The 15,763-nt window shown below is 51.8% G+C and carries 12 protein-coding genes; 5 read left to right on the top strand and 7 right to left on the bottom strand.

The genetic code is table 11. The features are described from left to right. Positions 1–94: 94 nt before the first annotated feature. The 5 genes from BCV73_RS08025 (at position 95) to BCV73_RS08005 (ending at position 5,492) form a co-directional block, all read left to right on the top strand. Positions 95–1,192 (top strand): GerAB/ArcD/ProY family transporter, encoded by a 1,098-nt coding sequence (locus tag BCV73_RS08025; RefSeq protein ID WP_089546683.1) that lies wholly within the window; start codon positions 95–97, stop codon positions 1,190–1,192. Further along, entirely contained in the window at positions 1,182–2,666 is a 1,485-nt protein-coding gene (locus BCV73_RS08020) for a spore germination protein (protein ID WP_089546682.1), read from the top strand. The genes BCV73_RS08025 and BCV73_RS08020 overlap by 11 nt, the downstream gene beginning before the upstream one ends. 3 nt (positions 2,667–2,669) lie before the next feature. Then, positions 2,670–3,812 (top strand): Ger(x)C family spore germination protein, encoded by a 1,143-nt coding sequence (locus BCV73_RS08015; RefSeq protein ID WP_089546681.1) that lies wholly within the window; start codon positions 2,670–2,672, stop codon positions 3,810–3,812. 178 nt (positions 3,813–3,990) lie between these two features. Further along, positions 3,991–4,659 (top strand): futalosine hydrolase, encoded by a 669-nt coding sequence (locus tag BCV73_RS08010; protein ID WP_089546680.1) that lies wholly within the window; start codon positions 3,991–3,993, stop codon positions 4,657–4,659. Continuing rightward, entirely contained in the window at positions 4,656–5,492 is an 837-nt protein-coding gene (locus BCV73_RS08005; protein ID WP_089546679.1) for a 1,4-dihydroxy-6-naphtoate synthase, read from the top strand. Before BCV73_RS08010 ends, BCV73_RS08005 begins: the two co-directional genes overlap by 4 nt. A gap of 103 nt (positions 5,493–5,595) precedes the next feature. On the opposite strand, the gene BCV73_RS08000 is transcribed toward BCV73_RS08005, so the two are convergent. The 7 genes from BCV73_RS08000 to BCV73_RS07970 form a co-directional block, all read right to left on the bottom strand. Next, positions 5,596–7,914: a glycoside hydrolase family 3 N-terminal domain-containing protein gene (locus BCV73_RS08000; protein WP_089546678.1), complete on the bottom strand. Its 2,319-nt coding sequence runs from the start codon at positions 7,912–7,914 to the stop codon at positions 5,596–5,598. 29 nt (positions 7,915–7,943) lie between these two features. Further along, positions 7,944–9,539 (bottom strand): response regulator transcription factor, encoded by a 1,596-nt coding sequence (locus BCV73_RS07995; protein ID WP_089546677.1) that lies wholly within the window; start codon positions 9,537–9,539, stop codon positions 7,944–7,946. After that, on the bottom strand, positions 9,523–11,331 hold the full coding sequence (locus BCV73_RS07990; protein WP_089546676.1) for a cache domain-containing sensor histidine kinase: 1,809 nt from the start codon (positions 11,329–11,331) through the stop codon (positions 9,523–9,525). Before BCV73_RS07990 ends, BCV73_RS07995 begins: the two co-directional genes overlap by 17 nt. 30 nt (positions 11,332–11,361) lie before the next feature. Beyond that, positions 11,362–12,105 (bottom strand): carbohydrate ABC transporter permease, encoded by a 744-nt coding sequence (locus BCV73_RS07985; protein ID WP_240913019.1) that lies wholly within the window; start codon positions 12,103–12,105, stop codon positions 11,362–11,364. A 104-nt stretch (positions 12,106–12,209) separates the two neighbouring features. Further along, on the bottom strand, positions 12,210–13,085 hold the full coding sequence (locus BCV73_RS07980; protein ID WP_076167611.1) for a carbohydrate ABC transporter permease: 876 nt from the start codon (positions 13,083–13,085) through the stop codon (positions 12,210–12,212). Positions 13,086–13,203: 118 nt separating this feature from the next. Then, complete coding sequence (locus tag BCV73_RS07975) at positions 13,204–14,508, bottom strand: extracellular solute-binding protein (RefSeq protein ID WP_076167614.1); 1,305 nt, start codon at positions 14,506–14,508, stop codon at positions 13,204–13,206. Positions 14,509–14,560: 52 nt separating this feature from the next. Next, complete coding sequence (locus tag BCV73_RS07970; RefSeq protein ID WP_076167616.1) at positions 14,561–15,580, bottom strand: glycoside hydrolase family 130 protein; 1,020 nt, start codon at positions 15,578–15,580, stop codon at positions 14,561–14,563. Positions 15,581–15,763 lie beyond the last annotated feature (183 nt).

The raw sequence follows: 15,763 nt of genomic DNA, 5'->3' as shown, positions 1-15,763 counted from the left end.
TCGCGCCATGTGTCATTTTAAATATAGGAAGTATTGCGGGGAACCTCCCGGTTAATAATGGATCTAGATCCACGCCTTACTTGGAGGTAACTGAATGAAAGTACTTAAAGCCCGCTTGTCGCAAGGCTTCATGATGATCCTGCTGTCCATCGGGATGATGAACCATGTGTTTATCATTCCGTTCCTGCTGCAGAGCTCAGGCAGAGACGCGTGGATCTCGGTCACCTTGTCCATTCTGCCGCTGATGGCCGTGACTGCTATGACGTATTACGTAGCCAAACGATTGGGAAACCGCTCCATCCACGAATGGCTGAGTCAAGAATACGGCCTAGCAGCGGCCGTTCTTCTGCGCATCATCATGAGCGTTTTTTTATACATGATTTGCTTCTATACGTTGTTTGATACGACCACTTGGGCCAAAATCACCTTTTTGACCGAAACGCCGGTATCTGTAACAACCATAGTTATGCTGCTTTTATGCCTATATGCCGCGATCATGGGATTTAAACCCATTGCCATCTCCGCGGGGATTCTTCTGCCGTTCGTCGTCCTACTCGGATTTTTTATCATGACGGTCAATTTTCAAACCAAGGATTACAGCCAGCTGCTGCCGGTTCTGTCCAAAGGCTGGGGACCTGTATTTTCCGGACTGGCCAATTCATGTGCAGGTTCCTTTGAAATAATCATGTACCTGTTTCTCCAGCCAAAATTGGCGAAGGCCGCGAAAGCCTGGCAGTTATACGTTCTTGCCTTGGCCCTGACCGGGCTGACCATGGGGCCGCTGATCGGCGCCATCACGATCTTTGATCCGTATGAGGCGTCCAGGCAAATGTATCCGGCGTATGAGGAATGGCGTGTGGCCACCATTGGAAGATATGTCGCTCAGACCGACTTTTTCTCCATCTATCAATGGCTGTCGGGAGCCTTCATCCGGATTTCACTAGCCCTGTATTTTATCGTTGATGTTTGGAACATTAAAGAAAAGCTACCGCGAATTGGCGCATACGTTACCGTTGCTGGCTTGATTCTCCTTATAAGCCTGACCGGACTGAACGATACGAATTTCCTGAAAATTTTAAAACGTTTCTATTTCCCGTTTTCTGCCGCCTTCCTGGGGGCTTTAATCCTCATCTTGTTTGCTTTGGCTCTCATTTCATCCGGAAAGAAAGGAACAGAACACCATGACAACTAGTACAGAGCAGCCTCAAGTCAGCCTGGCAGATATCGATATCCCGTTCCTCCAAAAGTATTATGAGCCATGCGGCGATGTGGTCCTTCATCCCTTTTATGTAGGGGAAGGAGACCTGAAGCAGTCCATCCTTCTGATTTATTGTGAAGGCATGACGGACGAGGTCCAAATCAACCAGTTCGTGCTCCCTAGGCTTGAACAGATGTACATGGAAACAGGATTCTTCAGCAAAGACAGCATCCGGGACTATCAATCGCTGCCGCTGAAGGAAATGAAGACCCAAAATGTACTGTACGAACTCGATACCCAGGTGTTTCAGGGAATGATGATCCTGTACTTCCAGCATATGAATGCCTTCTACCAATTGAATGTCAGCAGCACCCCTTCCCGGTCTCCGGAGGAGTCATCCACGGAATCTTCCATTAAGGGGCCCCAGGATGGATTTACCGAAAATTTAAGCGTGAACCTCGCACTTGTCCGCAAGCGGCTTCGGACCCAGTCGTTATGCGTGGAAAAATTCGTCCTTTCCGAGCGGGGTCACACACAAATCGCATTGATGTACATCCGGGATATCATTAACCCGGATATCGTTGATGAAATCAGGATGAAGATTCAAAATTTCAACGGGGACGCGATTATCGGCACCACACAAATCGAAGACCTCGTTCAGGGGCGGCTTAAAAGCGTGTTTCCGCTCACCGATTATGTTGGCAGGCCGGATTATGTCGCATCCAGCCTTTTGGCAGGCCGGTTCGTCATTATGTTCGACGGTTCTCCCATGGGAATTATCGCACCCATCACGCTCTTCAGCCTGATCAAATCGCCGGAAGACTCCAATATGCCCTTTCACATCGTCTCGGTGCAAAGGTTTTTGCGGATATCGGGCCTCTTTATTGCTATGTTCCTGCCTGGATTCTACGTGGCGCTGACCACCTTCAACCTCGAGCAGATTCCGACTCCGCTGCTGGCAACCATTATGAATTCCAGAATCGGGCTTCCGTTCTCGATTCCGCTGGAATGCTTCTTGATGCTGTTCCTGTTCCAGGTGTTCCATGAAGCGGGCACCCGCCTGCCCAAATCGGTCGGCCAGACCGTAACGGTGGTCGGGGGTCTCATTGTCGGCGATGCGGCCATTAGAGCAGGAGTTACGTCTCCGACGATGGTTGTGGCGGTGGCCGTGACGATCATCGCTACCTTTACACTGGTCAATCAAATTCTTTCGGGGACGACGGCAATCATTAGGCTGTATGTTCTCCTGCTTTCTTCTTGCTTGGGCATGTTCGGATTTTTTATCGCGATGTTCTCCGTCTTGCTACACTTGGCCACGCTGGAAAACTTCGGGGTTCCTTATCTGGCTCCCGCTTCCCCCTATATCGCCAAGGATTTCTGGGAAGGTCTGTTCCGTAAGCCGGTCAAGCTGTTCAAGTACCGTCCGCGGGTGCTGCGGACGCAGGACGATACGCGCAAGGGAGAGTAACGAATGAAAGCCATCATCGTTGTTCTGGTCTGTTCCCTGCTGTTGACCGGCTGCTGGGACTTGAAGGCGGTACAGGATATGAATATCGTGACGGCGCTCGGCATCGATTACAAAAAGGACCATTATGTCGTATACGTCAAGCTGACCGATTTCTCCGCTGTCGGGACAAAGGAAGGCAGCGGGGATTCCAAACCTGCATCAACCTGGGTGGGGGTCGGCGAAGGCCCCACTGTGTTATTGGCTATCAACGATATTTACAGATCCGCCCAGCACCATACGCTGTGGACGCATGTTAAAGCGATCGTCATGACGAAATCCGCACTGGGAAAGCTGGAGGATATTTTCGACAGCCTCCTGCGTTCCAGAGAGCTGCGGTATACATCCTGGGTGTACGGAACCGATAAACCGATCGAGTCGATATTCATGGCAGATACGACGCTGAATCAGTCTCCTCTGATGCTCGAAATGTTTGAGCCTAAGGAGACCTATAAGCAGCGATCCGCGATCATGCCGATTCAGCTGCAAAAATTAGTCAACAGCATTCGGGAGCCTGCAACCAGCGTGCTGCTTCCCGTCCTGTCCGTAACGGACCGGAAATGGATGGCCAACCAAAAGGATAAAACCCCCTCCATGATGGAGCTCACAGGCGTATATGTCATCAATAAAGGAGCGAATGAGGGATGGGTCGCAGAGGAGGACATGATGGGCGCCAGATTGATCCGGTACAGCCATATGTTAAGATATCCGTTCAGCATTCCCGAAAAACACGGCCTGAAAAACACGTTGAATTTAACAGGTCCCCATACGAAAATCTCGTTGGACCCAGATACGTCTGAACGCTTAAACATAAATATCAACCTTACGGTCAATGCCACTGTATTAGAAACGCGTACCGAGGCTGGGATGTCAGAACATCAGATGGAGCAGCAGGCCCAGTCGATCCTGAAAAAGGACATCATGAAGGAGTTTAACGATGCGAAAGATAAAAATATCGACTTGTTTGGTCTTGAGGAGTGGTTATACCGCCATCACAATGATAGCTGGAAACGATACGTCTCCCGGGGGCCGATCCTTCCCAAAATAAATATTAAGGATGTGAACGTAAAAGTCATCATTAAGCATTCCAACACCTATATCACCGGATGAAATACATGGTACACCGATCCCCCTGCGCATCAAGAAGGCGTAGGGGGATCGGTGTTTTTATCGGATTACGTTCTGCCTCTCGGCTTCCCGCCACTTTACACACGGCTCCGATCAGGATAAGGTTATATATTGAAGCTGCATATACGGCCTGTAAACTATACGATAAGAAGGTACGCACATGAATTCACCAACAACCAATCACTCCCGGGTGCTGATCATGACCGCCGTCGAGGCCGAGCGGGAGGCGGTTCTTCGCGGACTCGGCAGCCCGGATTTTATCGACGTCGAGCTGGCCGGCGTCGGACCGGCCTCCGCCGCCGCCCGTACGGCTCGCGTTCTGGCCGGTAACGAATACGGCCTGGTCATCAGCGCCGGCATCGGCGGCGGATTTACGGATCGGGCCGGCATCGGCTCGATCGTCATTGCCGATCAGCTGATCGCGGCTGATCTTGGCGCGGAGACGCCGGACGGCTTTCTCAGCGTGGACGAGCTTGGGTTCGGCTCTTCCCGCCTCGAGCCGGATCTTCCGCTCGTCCGCCGCCTCGAGTCAGCCATGGCTTCCGCCGGACTGGCGGTTCGAAGCGGTGCCGTCCTGACGGTCACGACCGGGACCGGCTCGGCGCAAACCGCCGCCGCGTTAAGGCAGCGGTATGAGGACGCTGCCGCGGAAGCGATGGAAGGCTTCGGCGTGGCTGAAGCCGCCCGGCTGTTCGGACTCCCCTGCCTGGAAATTCGTACGATATCGAATGCCATCGGTCCCCGGGACCGTTCCGCCTGGCGGATGAAAGAAGCTTTCGAAGCACTTGAAGCAGCAAGCTCAATCTTAGTGGAGGTATTGAAACGATGAAAATTGCATTTTCCCCTTGTCCCAACGACACTTTTGTCTTCCATGCTGCGGCGCACGGCCTCATTCCCGCCGCCCCGGAGCTGGAAGTCACCTATGCGGATATTGATATTACGAATAACCTGGCATCGAACCCGGGCAGCGACCTGGACGTGCTTAAAATTTCTTATGCCGCCCTGCCATGGGTTCTGGACGAATACGCCCTCATTCCATGCGGCGGCGCCTTGGGCCGCGGCTGCGGACCGCTTGTACTGACCAAAGGCGGCCAAGCCGACCCTTCGGAACTTAGCGGACGCCGGGTTGCCGTTCCGAGCGAAAAATCGACGGCCTACCTGCTCTTCCGCCTGTGGGCCGCCCAGAACGTACCCGGCGGGATTGGCGAAATCGTGGTCATGCCGTTCGACCAAATTATGCCTGCCGTCCGGGACGGCTTGATTGACGCGGGGCTGGTCATTCACGAAGCCAGATTCACGTATCCGTCCTACGGCTTGTCCTTGATGACGGATCTTGGCAGCTGGTGGGAAAGCGATACCGGCCTGCCGATTCCGCTCGGCGCGATCATTGCCAAGCGGTCCCTCGACCTGGACGCGATCGAAGACTGGATCCGTCAGTCCGTCGAATACGCCTGGGCCCATCCCGAAGCTTCCCGGGAATACGTGCTGAGCCATGCCCAGGAGCTGGATCCTGACGTTGCCCAGCAGCATATTGATCTGTATGTCAACGACTTTACGCGCAACCTCGGGGACGACGGATACGCCGCGATCACTTCGCTGCTGACCCGGGCGGCCGGCGAAGGCCTGGTTCCTCCGATTGATCCGGAAGCGCTGCGCAAATAAGCGGATGATCGTAACAAAAACCTATCAAATCATACAGCATAAAAACCCGCCTCCTGGAAGGCGGGTTTTATCTGTGTCAGGCATTTTAAAGACAAAGATTTTTTTAAGGAACGATCAATAATTCCGTTCCGGCTGTATCCACGGAATTCCCCCCGACCATGATCCGCACCCGGCAGGGCTGTGCCTTAAACTGCATGTCCTGATTCCAAAAAGCCAGCTCCTCGTGACCAAGTTTGAAGACTACGCTCTGCTGTTCCCCTGACGCCAATTCGATCTTCCGGAATCCCTTGAGTTCGGCGATCCTCCGGCTAATTCCAGATTCCCGCACTTGAATATATAATTGGACCGTTTCGGCGCCGCTGCGAGGCCCGGCATTAACAATCCCGACTGTTACGCTTACGTGTCCTCCAGCTTCCAACTCGCTTACCTTGATCCGATCAGTTGAAAGGGACACATTCCCGTATTCAAATGTCGTGTAGCTGAGCCCATAACCGAAAGGATATAGAGGAGAAGAAGGCATATCAACGTAATGACGCGGTCTTCCCGGATCCTTTTGATTATAGTAAACGGGCAGCTGAGCCGCGGAACGGGGCATCGAAACCGGCAGTTTCCCGCTAGGATTCACCTTCCCGAACAGAATCTCCGCAAGGGCCTGTCCCCCTTCCGTTCCAGGATACCACCCGCATAATATCGCATCGCAGTGCGCCTCAATGCCGGTTAATGCATGAGGGCGGCCTTGAATCATGACGGCAACGATCGGTACGCCCGTGGCAGCGATTCGCTCAACCAACTGTTCCTGGACACCGCCAAGAGAAAGACTGGCTAAATCTACGCCTTCGCCGCAGTCCATTTCGGAGGGACTTCCTTCTCCCACGATGGCTTCACCATTGCTGTCAAAGGCCCCGTTAAACTGACGGGCGCTGCTTCCACCGAGCACCAACACCGCCACATCCGCGTCCTGGGCGGCGGCTACAGCTTCCGTAAAGCCTGCTGTTGATTCGTCCCGGATGCCACAGCCAAGCGCAAAGACCACTTCGGTCCCTTCCGGTGCGCACGTTCGAATACCTTGTAGAACGGTCGTCCCTTTCCCTTCCCGCTGCACGCTCGTATAATCACCCAATTGGTTGTACAAGCGATCGGTGTTTGGACCGATGACTGCGATTTTCCGCTTCTCCCCTTTCGGAATGTCCAGCGGCAGCAGCTGATTCGTATTTTTAAGCAGGACGATGGACTCCCGTGCCAGCTGAAGATTGGTTTCCCGCGCTGCCGGCGCGCCTACAGCCGAAATGGCCCGGGTCTCATCTGCATATGGGCGGTCAAACAGTCCGAGCCGGAACTTGAGGCGAAGCACCCGGCTTACTGCACGATCGATCGTTTGTTCGGAGACCAACCCCTGGCTCACCGCCTTTTCCAGAGTGGAAAACGCAGTGTCCCATAAGCTCAGATCAACGCCTGCAGACAATGCGAGGGCGGCAGCGGACTCATGGCTCCCCGTCAGCGCTACAAGCCTGTCCACGGCGACGCCGTCGGCCATGACGATCCCTTCGAATCCCCATTCCTCCCGGAGAATGCCTGTTAATAGGGCATGATTGGCATGACAGGGAATCCCGTCAATTTCATTATAGGCAGCCATAAAGCCCGCCGCTCCCGCGTTTGCCCCCGCCTTGGCGCCTGGCAGATGAATCTCTCTCAGCTCCCGTTCGCCGATCGCCGCAGGCCCGGCGTTTCGCCCGCCTTGTGCAGCCCCTTGGGCACAGAGATGCTTGAGCACAACAGCCACTTTATCTGAACCCGCCAGCATTTCGGGCGTAGTCCCCTGCATTCCCCGTACGGCCGCTTCCGTAAACCGCGCAGCCAGATAAGGATCTTCACTGAAGCATTCTTCGGAACGCCCCCAGCGCGGGTCATGCAATATATCAAGAGCCGATACAAGTCCAATGTGGGCTCCCCTGCTCCGGATCTCCGCCGCGATGTATGAACTGGCGCGCTGCATCAGATTCGGATTCCAGGTGGCGCCTACGCCCAGGTTGACCGGATACAGCGTTCCGTCCAACGCCTGGTGCCCATGAGGGCACTCCTCTGTCAGCAGTACCGGTATCCCGAGGCGCGTATTTTCGACGACATAACGCTGAACCTTGTTGGCAGCTTCCGCGCTTTTCTCTGTCGGGATTCCGTTACCATAATGAACGCCGGACCAAGGATCGCTGCGGAACAATCCGTACAGCGCACCCATTCCTCCGCCGCGGGCGACCTCCTCTTTAAAAGCATCGGTCAGCGTGATCTCTTCGCCCGTACGGACATAAGCGTCCCATCCATACATCCGCTGATTCAACTGACCTACTTTTTCCTGCAGCGTCATCCGCTCGATCAAATCTTGGACCCTTTCCTCGATCGAATAACCGGGCTGCCTATATTTCTCCATCCTTAAATCTCCTTCCGATATCTCCTTCGCTACTCTCCCTCAGCCTTTTTACCGGCCATCAACCCGCGGTATTCCTTCGGAGTCATTCCCGTATACGTCTTGAAAACCGACACAAAATATTTATACTCCTTGTACCCCGCCTGGTCTGCAATCTCGAATACTTTATCATGGGTCGTCGCAAGGAGCTTCTTGGCATGGTTAATCCGTTTCTCGTTCATATACTCGGTGAAGCCCTTGCCCGTACTCTGCTTAAATATATAACTGAAATGGCTTGGCGTGATTTTCAGCCAGGAGGCAACCTCAGAAGCCTTTAAATCCATCCTGAATTGATCATCCATGTACCTCTTCGCTTTCTCGATAATCCAGTAAGACTTATCAAGCCCGCTTACGTTGACTTGGTGCTGCAGTTCCAGCATCTCGTCCAGCACTAGCTTTTGAAGGGAATGATATGAATTGTAAATGCTCAAGTCGGCAGCCGCCTTGAAACCGGCATCCATATCCGACATCCCGCTTCGGCGCAGCTGCTGGCGCAGCAGTACCCATAATTCTTCATAAATATGAAGGATATCCTCCAGTAAAAGTCCATTTTCCCGAAAAACGGCAAACATATCGGCGATAAATGCACCCAGTTCTTCAGGATCCTGTTTAAAAAGCCTGCTGACCAGCTCCCGGACAGCCGTCACCGTGTCATAGTTTGGAATCACCCTCTGGATCTCCATGGCTTCCCGGTATTCAGGAAGCAGCAGTTGCTGTCCTTCCAGAACATAATACGGCAGCAGGCTGACCGCTTCCGTGCATGCGGATGCAGCAAGCTCAAGCGTATGGAAAGGTGCCGAGACGCCGAGGTAAACGGTACCTATTTCTTCAAGGCATGCAATCATTCCGGCTAGCAGTTCATCCCAGACCGGACGCTCCTGAGAGGTTTTCACCACGATCAGCGAAATCATCAGATTTTCGTTCTTCAGGACGGATACCGATTCCAGGCAAGGATTGTCGGTAAACAGATGGTTAATCGCCTTACTCCATCGATTTTGGAGCGCTTCCAATTCATCTGACGCCGTTCCGCCAAACCGGGTATGATAATCGGCGATCTGCGAAGCCACAATACGATACTCGGTCCCCAGCAGGCAGGCGGGAACTTTGCCGGAAGCAAAACTGCTTCTTATAAGACCTGCAAACCAAAGTCTCGCTTCCTGCAGTCCCATATGCTCCTGTCGGTCGACCCGGCTGACAACTCCCTTCACGACAGCTGTCAGTTCATCGATGTCCACCGGCTTAAGCAAGTAATCCGTCACACCAAGCCGCATTGCTTGGCGCGCGTAATCAAAATCCTCATAGCCGCTGACCAGAATCATGCACACCTCCTTAAAGAGGACCTTCAACCGCTCAGCAAGCTGAAGCCCATCCATGCCGTCCATGCGGATATCTGAGAGAACGAGATCTACGCCGCCGCATTCGGCGATTCGCTGCAGCGCCTCTCTGCCATCTTCCGCTTCTCCGACAACTTCGACGCCATAATCTGCCCAATCGATCGTATGATGAAGTCCTTTGCGGATCACGGCTTCATCATCGACGATGAGCATCCTGATTTTTCTGGACTGCTCCGGGTTAACCGTCATTTTCATTCACCGCCAGGCTAAGCTGTATGTCAGCATCGGGAATCCGCAGCCGCACCCAAGTCCCGTCCGTAGAAGTCTGAACGACTTGCAGCCCGAACCCTTCACCGAAATAGATCGAAAGCCTATCGTGTATGTTCATCATGGCGCCCTCCCTGTTGACGTCCGCCCCCGCATGTTCCAGCGCGGCCTGAACTTCTTCTTTACGCTCCGGCTCCATTCCCGACCCATTGTCAACCACATCGATCCAGATTTCGCCGGTGTTTTTGTAGCATTTCACATGTACGATATACCGCGGCTTATTTTTGTCCAAACCGTGTTTGATAAAGTTCTCCACCAAGGGCTGAATGGTCGCTTTCAGAATCGGCACCTGCTCGATCCCAGCCTCCATGAACAGCGCATACTGAAGCTTGTCACCAAGGCGATTCTGCTGCAAAAACAAATACGACCGCACGAACTCCATTTCTTTATAGAGAGTCGTCTCGTAGTTCCCGTTGTCAATGCTGCTGCGGAAAAACTTCGAGAGCATCTCAATCAGCTGACTCGATTTCGACGCTTTTTCCAGCCTAGCCGTCCAGCGGATCATATCAAGCGTATTATACAAAAAATGGGGGTCCATCTGGTTCTGCATAAGCTTTAGTTCCGATTCCCGCTGACGAAGCTCGAGCTTGTATTTATGCTCAATCAATTCCTTAATCGTGACCACCATTTCATTGAATTTACGGTTAAGCTCGGCAATTTCGTCATGGGAATTGACCGGAACCCGAGCGTTATAATCCCCGTAGGTCACGCGGTTCGTCTCCTTTTTCAGGCGAAGAATCGGGCGGATAATCGTATAATGGAACCCGATGAGCGCCGTGAGTCCGAGAAGCTGTATCACAGCGATAATGAAGATCATCAATATTTTGACGCTCCGGAATTCCTGATTGACCTTCACTTCCGGAATCATCGAGATGATCGTCCAGTCCGTATTTTCGATCCGGTTATAAAGCGTCAGATACCGCTTGTCCTCTATCCTCGCCGTAATAAAGCCATCTTTGCTGTTCTCAAGCTCATTCATCAGCGCGTTGTCCGGCACATAGGCATCCGGCAAATGATGCTTCGATTCCATAATCATCTGCCCCTGATCCCCAACGATGAACACGCTCCCGCTGCCCTCCTCGAAAATCCCTTTTTCCAGAAGCTCTACGATACTCGCCTCATCCAGACGAATGATCAAGCTGCCCAGAGGTTTAGTAATTTCGCTGTACGAGTTAAGCAAGCGAAACAAGGACAGCACGCGGGCATGTCCGTTCCATCCGCTGTTCAGCTCATATCCTTCCGTCCAGACGATCCCCCCCTTCCGCTGCCTTGCCAGCTCCATCCACCGCGACTCGTCCCCGTAGAACGGTTCTCCCATCCCGATAAAACTCCCGTTCAATCCGGAAATTTCAATCGAACGGATGTAGCTCTTCGACATCAGCTGGAACGTCAGAAAGTCTTCGATCTTCCGCTTGAGCTCCGTCTTTTGATCGCTCGTCAGCGGAGGGCTGCTTCTTAGAAAAGTTCTCATATCCGGGCTGAGAATCAAATAATTGGCAATGTCCTTCACCATCGCGGTCTGTTCTTCAAGCTGGTTCGTTACATTGTCCAAATTGCGTTTGGTCGAGTTGATAAAGCGCTCTTCCAGGATCTGATTAAATTGATGCTGAACGACGACCCCAACGCCGAGAGTCGGCAAAAGGACGAACAGCAAAAATATGACAAGCGCCTTTTTTTTCAAGCTGAAATTGCCTAGATGCCTTCTGAAGCTTGTCTTCATGCGATCTTCTCCTTCAGGCTGCCCTGCGCATCACCCTTTGACTGCCCCTGCCGTCATACCGCTTACCAGCTGCTTCTGCAGCAGCAGATAGAAAATAATAATTGGGATCAGGGCAATCGTAAGCGCGGCCATCTGCAGTGTCATACTGGCCGTTTCGATGCCGGCAAAGTTAGAAAGGCCCAGAGGCAGCGTCTTTAGGGAACCCGAAGTAATGAGTACAAGGGCAAACAAATATTCATTCCAGTTATAAATGAAATTTAGTATCACGACCGTAGCCAGGGCTGGTCTTGTGATCGGAAGAAGAATCGACCAGAAAATACGATAAATTCCTGCACCGTCCATGACCCCCGATTCTTCCAGATCCTTCGGAAATCCCCGCATGAAGCCTTCCAGGATAAACACGGTCAAGGAAAGATGGAACGCCGTATAGGGCAGAATCAATGCTAACCGCGTATCCAGCAAATGTACCTTTTGCATGATCAGGAAGATCGGAATGAGTGTCGCGTGAATAGGTACCAGCATGCCTAACAGAAACAACCCATACACGGTACCCCGCAGCTTAAACGTAAACCGCGACAAAAAATAAGCGGCGAGCGAGCCGAGCAGGACCGTGACGGCCAACGACACGAAGGTAATGATGATGCTGTTCAAAAAGTACGTGTTCATATTGGCAACTTTCCAGGCACCGGCATAGTTGGAAAACTGCAAATGCGACGGGAGCGAAAACGGACTTCTGGAATATTCCTGCTCTTCCTTAAACGAATTGACGACCATCCAAAATAACGGAACTATATTTATAATAGCGAACAGGCTCAAAAAAGTGTATGCAATTATATGGAACAGTTTGGACTTTCTGACCAAGGGATAACCTCCTTCCTTTAAGCGTTCTTTTCTCTTCCGAGTCGGTTTAACAGACTTATGACAATCAAACTGAACAGTAGAATCAGGATCGAAACGGCACTCCCATATCCGTAGCGCATATTCATAAAGGCGCTATTGTACATGTAAATCGTCATGACCTCGGTCTGATGGGCAGGACCGCCTCCGGTCATGATCTGAATAAGATCAAATACACGGAAAGAGTTGCTGATGCTGTAAACAACGCCCACCATAATCGTCCCGCGGATCATCGGAATCGTTATGCGCAGCGTACGCTTTAGACCGGTCGCCCCGTCCAGTTCGGCAGCTTCGTTAACCTCGTCTGGAATGTTCTGCAATGCAGCCAGAAAGATAACCATATAGAGTCCGCAGTTTTGCCAAATGTAGGCGATGCTGATGGACAGCATCGACCATTTGGAATCGCCCAGCCAATTCTGCTTCCAGCTCTCTGCGCCGAATAAACCGAGGACATTGTTCAGCATTCCGTATTCCGTGTTGTACACCATCCCCCAGATCATGGACACCATGACCGAAGAAATGACGACGGGCATGAAACCTATTGTCCGGAAGAATCCGGATCCTTTCATCTTGCGGTTAAGCAAAAGGGCGAGCACAAGCCCGAGCGGGATCTGGCCCGCCAGCCCTGTTACCATGATGATGAGATTGTTTTTGACTGACAGCCAAAAAATGTCGTCCTTCAAAATATCCAAGTAGTTATCCAAGCCGACAAAGCTCATGGAGCCGATGCCGTTCCAATCCATTAGCGAGTAGTACAGCGACAACCCGATCGGAACGATGGCGATTCCCAGGTAGATGAGAAGCGCAGGAAACAAGCCAAGAAAGATAGCTAGCTTCGTCCCTTTTAAGGTGTGCATATGTGGTCCCTCCTTTTCTTCACCCCACTCATGCGATCTGATAAAAGGAAGAAAACCCGGTAGCCCAGGTTTCCTTCACGTTTTTCATCTCAGACACGAACAGGCTCACAGTGCCATTCTATTTCATGTTATCGAAAGCTTCCTGAACATCCTTGGCTACCTGCTCCGGAGTCCCATGGCCAACAGTTAGCGCCTGCAGGCCGTTTTGCATGACGTCAACCACCTGTGTCGGAATCACACTGTCGAATACTGGAGCGGTTCCCTTACTGGTGAGTTCCATCATTTCTTTCAAATACTTGCTTGCATCTGCGGGAATGTCCACCTTTGCAGGAACAACGACCCCGCTGCTGATCAGTTGTTTATACAAATCCTCGTTCACAAAAAACTTCAGAAACTCCTCGGCGGCCTGCTGCTTTTTCTCGTCCAGTCCGCTTTTAATCCCGATGCCGTACTGAACGACTCCGGCGCTCTTGGCAGGATCACCTTTTCCGCCATCCACTTTCGGGAACAGCGCGATTCCGAACTTGTCCCCTTCATCGTTTTGGATACGAATGCGGCCGTCAACGGTTGAAGAGGAAATATGCATTGCCGCTTTTCCCTGGATAAAGTAATCCTGGGCCTGCACCGTATCCATATTGTTAGCGTCGGTATTAAACGCTTTCAGTTTGCTGAGCTCATCAATGACGGAGATCGCCTTGACGAAATCCGGGTCGGTAAATTTGGCTTCCTTGTTCATCACTTTCGTCAAGAAGTCGCTGCCCGTAAACCGGTCACCGATGATGGACAGGTAAGAGGATTGCAGCGGCCATTGCTCTTTATTTCCTAAAGAAATCGGCGTTATTCCCGCGTCTTTCAGCTTTTTCACCGCATCGATGAATTTCTCATAGGTATCCGGGAATTGGTCGTAGCCCACTTTGGCCAACATCTCTTTGTTATAGTAGATAATATCCACGAATGTCTGCTTGGTAGGGATGGCGTATTGCTGGTCGCCAACTTTAAAGCCGGCCAGCGCGCTTTCTGGAAGAATGCTGTTCCACTGGTCCATCATGTCATTGATCGGTGCAAGCAGTTTACCGTCTACAAGCGGGGCCAGATCCGCTCCCGGCCATAACACGTCGATGTCGGCCAAATTGTTGCCTGCAGCGAGGGTACGCAGCTTGGTCTTGTATTGGGCAGAAGGCACGCCGTCCTGCTTAATGATGATATCGGGATGCTGCTTTTCGAACTCTTCGATCCGTTTCTTATACACATCATTGTCCACGTTTGGCGATGTCCAAGGATGCATCATGGTCAGCGTCACTTTCCCGTTCTTGGCATCTGCTCCTCCGTCCGCCTGATTATTGCCGCATGCGGCTGTAATCACCATAATGACGGCAACCAAACCTGTCATCAGCCATTTCAATCGATTCTGTGATTTTTTCATACCTTTCCCCTTCTTTTCATATAAAGTAGTATTCTCGAATACCGGAGCTGTCCTACACCAAAGATTCGCTCAAAATATGCTGCACCAGGTCATCCAGCGGAACGGTAGCCAGCGCAATCGCCGTATCCGTCACGCCGTAATAAATATAGAGAAGTCCGTCTTTTACCACGTTGCCGGTCGGGAAAATGACGTTCGGGATTTGGTAGCCAAATTTCTCGTAATAAGTTTCCGGCTCCATAATATAATTTTTCGTCCGGGCGATGACTTTCTCCGGTTGTTCCAAATCCAGCAGCATCGCTCCAACGCGGTACACCGTGTCCTCGTCCACCCCATGGTAAAGGACCAGCCAGCCGTGATCCGTACGCACCGGAGGGGTGGAACCGCCGATTTTTTTAGATTCCCACTCCGGATTTTCGGCTTTGGCGAGGAGCACAGGCTCGTCCCAGTGGATGAGGTCTTCCGAGCTTGTGATCCACATCGCGGCTTTTTCCGTGCCGTAAGCTTCCCCGACATATTCTTCAGGACGCCGAAGAAGGTAGTATTTCCCGTTTATTTTTTCAGGGAACAGAATATTGTCGCGGTCATTGATATCCAGCGGCGTCGTGTCCGATACAAACTCCCAGTCCAAGAGATTGTCCGACTTGAGTATAGAGGAACGGGTTAGCCAGTGTCCCTCCTCTTCGCCCCACCCGTCCGGATAGGAAGGTATGGAACGCTCAGGTACACCCGAACCGGTCGGATAGTAGCTCATCGCGCATGGGCGCAGCGCGTAATTCAAATAGTACGTGCCCTCAATCTTGACAATCCGCGGGTCCTGAACACTCCCGTAAGGAAAACCGAGCATGTCCGGTGTGATAATCGGTTCATCCTTGACATGGGTGAAATGGACACCGTCCTCACTTTCGAGAAGCCCCAGCACGTTTTTGCACGGAGTCAATGATTCCGCCGTCCGTTCTATCATGTAGAATTTGCCGTTATCCATGATTACCGCCGGATTGAATACGGTTACTTTTCTCCAATTATATATGCCCGGAACGACGATCGGATTTTCCGGATGTCTTGTGATCTTCATAGGTAAAGCCTCCTTGTAAGCCCTTTATTTTCTCGTCACGGTTATTATAGCTCCCGGCCAAAACACAAAATATCCCATAAACTTTCGAAAACATCCGAATAATGCAGATCGTTTTACTTATGTCAGTTATAAATCACGGAGAGCAAACAAAAACCGCCCCTTGCTGCGATGTCCGGGTGACAT

Origin of the sequence: Paenibacillus sp. SSG-1, assembly GCF_002224835.1 — a bacterium.
In the GTDB taxonomy this organism is placed as follows: domain Bacteria; phylum Bacillota; class Bacilli; order Paenibacillales; family Paenibacillaceae; genus Paenibacillus_AQ; species Paenibacillus_AQ favisporus.
Note: the sequence above shows the minus strand (reverse complement) of the source record. Positions and strands in the feature narration are given on the sequence as shown.

Excerpts from the sequence above, each read along its gene's own strand:
- BCV73_RS08025 (WP_089546683.1), top strand. The coding sequence starts at position 95 with ATGAAAGTACTTAAAGCCCGCTTGTCGCAAGGCTTCATGATGATCCTG.
- BCV73_RS08020 (WP_089546682.1), top strand. The coding sequence starts at position 1,182 with ATGACAACTAGTACAGAGCAGCCTCAAGTCAGCCTGGCAGATATCGAT.
- BCV73_RS08015 (WP_089546681.1), top strand. The coding sequence starts at position 2,670 with ATGAAAGCCATCATCGTTGTTCTGGTCTGTTCCCTGCTGTTGACCGGC.
- BCV73_RS08010 (WP_089546680.1), top strand. The coding sequence starts at position 3,991 with ATGAATTCACCAACAACCAATCACTCCCGGGTGCTGATCATGACCGCC.
- BCV73_RS08005 (WP_089546679.1), top strand. The coding sequence starts at position 4,656 with ATGAAAATTGCATTTTCCCCTTGTCCCAACGACACTTTTGTCTTCCAT.
- BCV73_RS08000 (WP_089546678.1), bottom strand. The coding sequence starts at position 7,914 with ATGGAGAAATATAGGCAGCCCGGTTATTCGATCGAGGAAAGGGTCCAA.
- BCV73_RS07995 (WP_089546677.1), bottom strand. The coding sequence starts at position 9,539 with ATGAAAATGACGGTTAACCCGGAGCAGTCCAGAAAAATCAGGATGCTC.
- BCV73_RS07990 (WP_089546676.1), bottom strand. The coding sequence starts at position 11,331 with ATGAAGACAAGCTTCAGAAGGCATCTAGGCAATTTCAGCTTGAAAAAA.
- BCV73_RS07985 (WP_240913019.1), bottom strand. The coding sequence starts at position 12,105 with ATGGTCGTCAATTCGTTTAAGGAAGAGCAGGAATATTCCAGAAGTCCG.
- BCV73_RS07980 (WP_076167611.1), bottom strand. The coding sequence starts at position 13,085 with ATGCACACCTTAAAAGGGACGAAGCTAGCTATCTTTCTTGGCTTGTTT.
- BCV73_RS07975 (WP_076167614.1), bottom strand. The coding sequence starts at position 14,508 with ATGAAAAAATCACAGAATCGATTGAAATGGCTGATGACAGGTTTGGTT.
- BCV73_RS07970 (WP_076167616.1), bottom strand. The coding sequence starts at position 15,580 with ATGAAGATCACAAGACATCCGGAAAATCCGATCGTCGTTCCGGGCATA.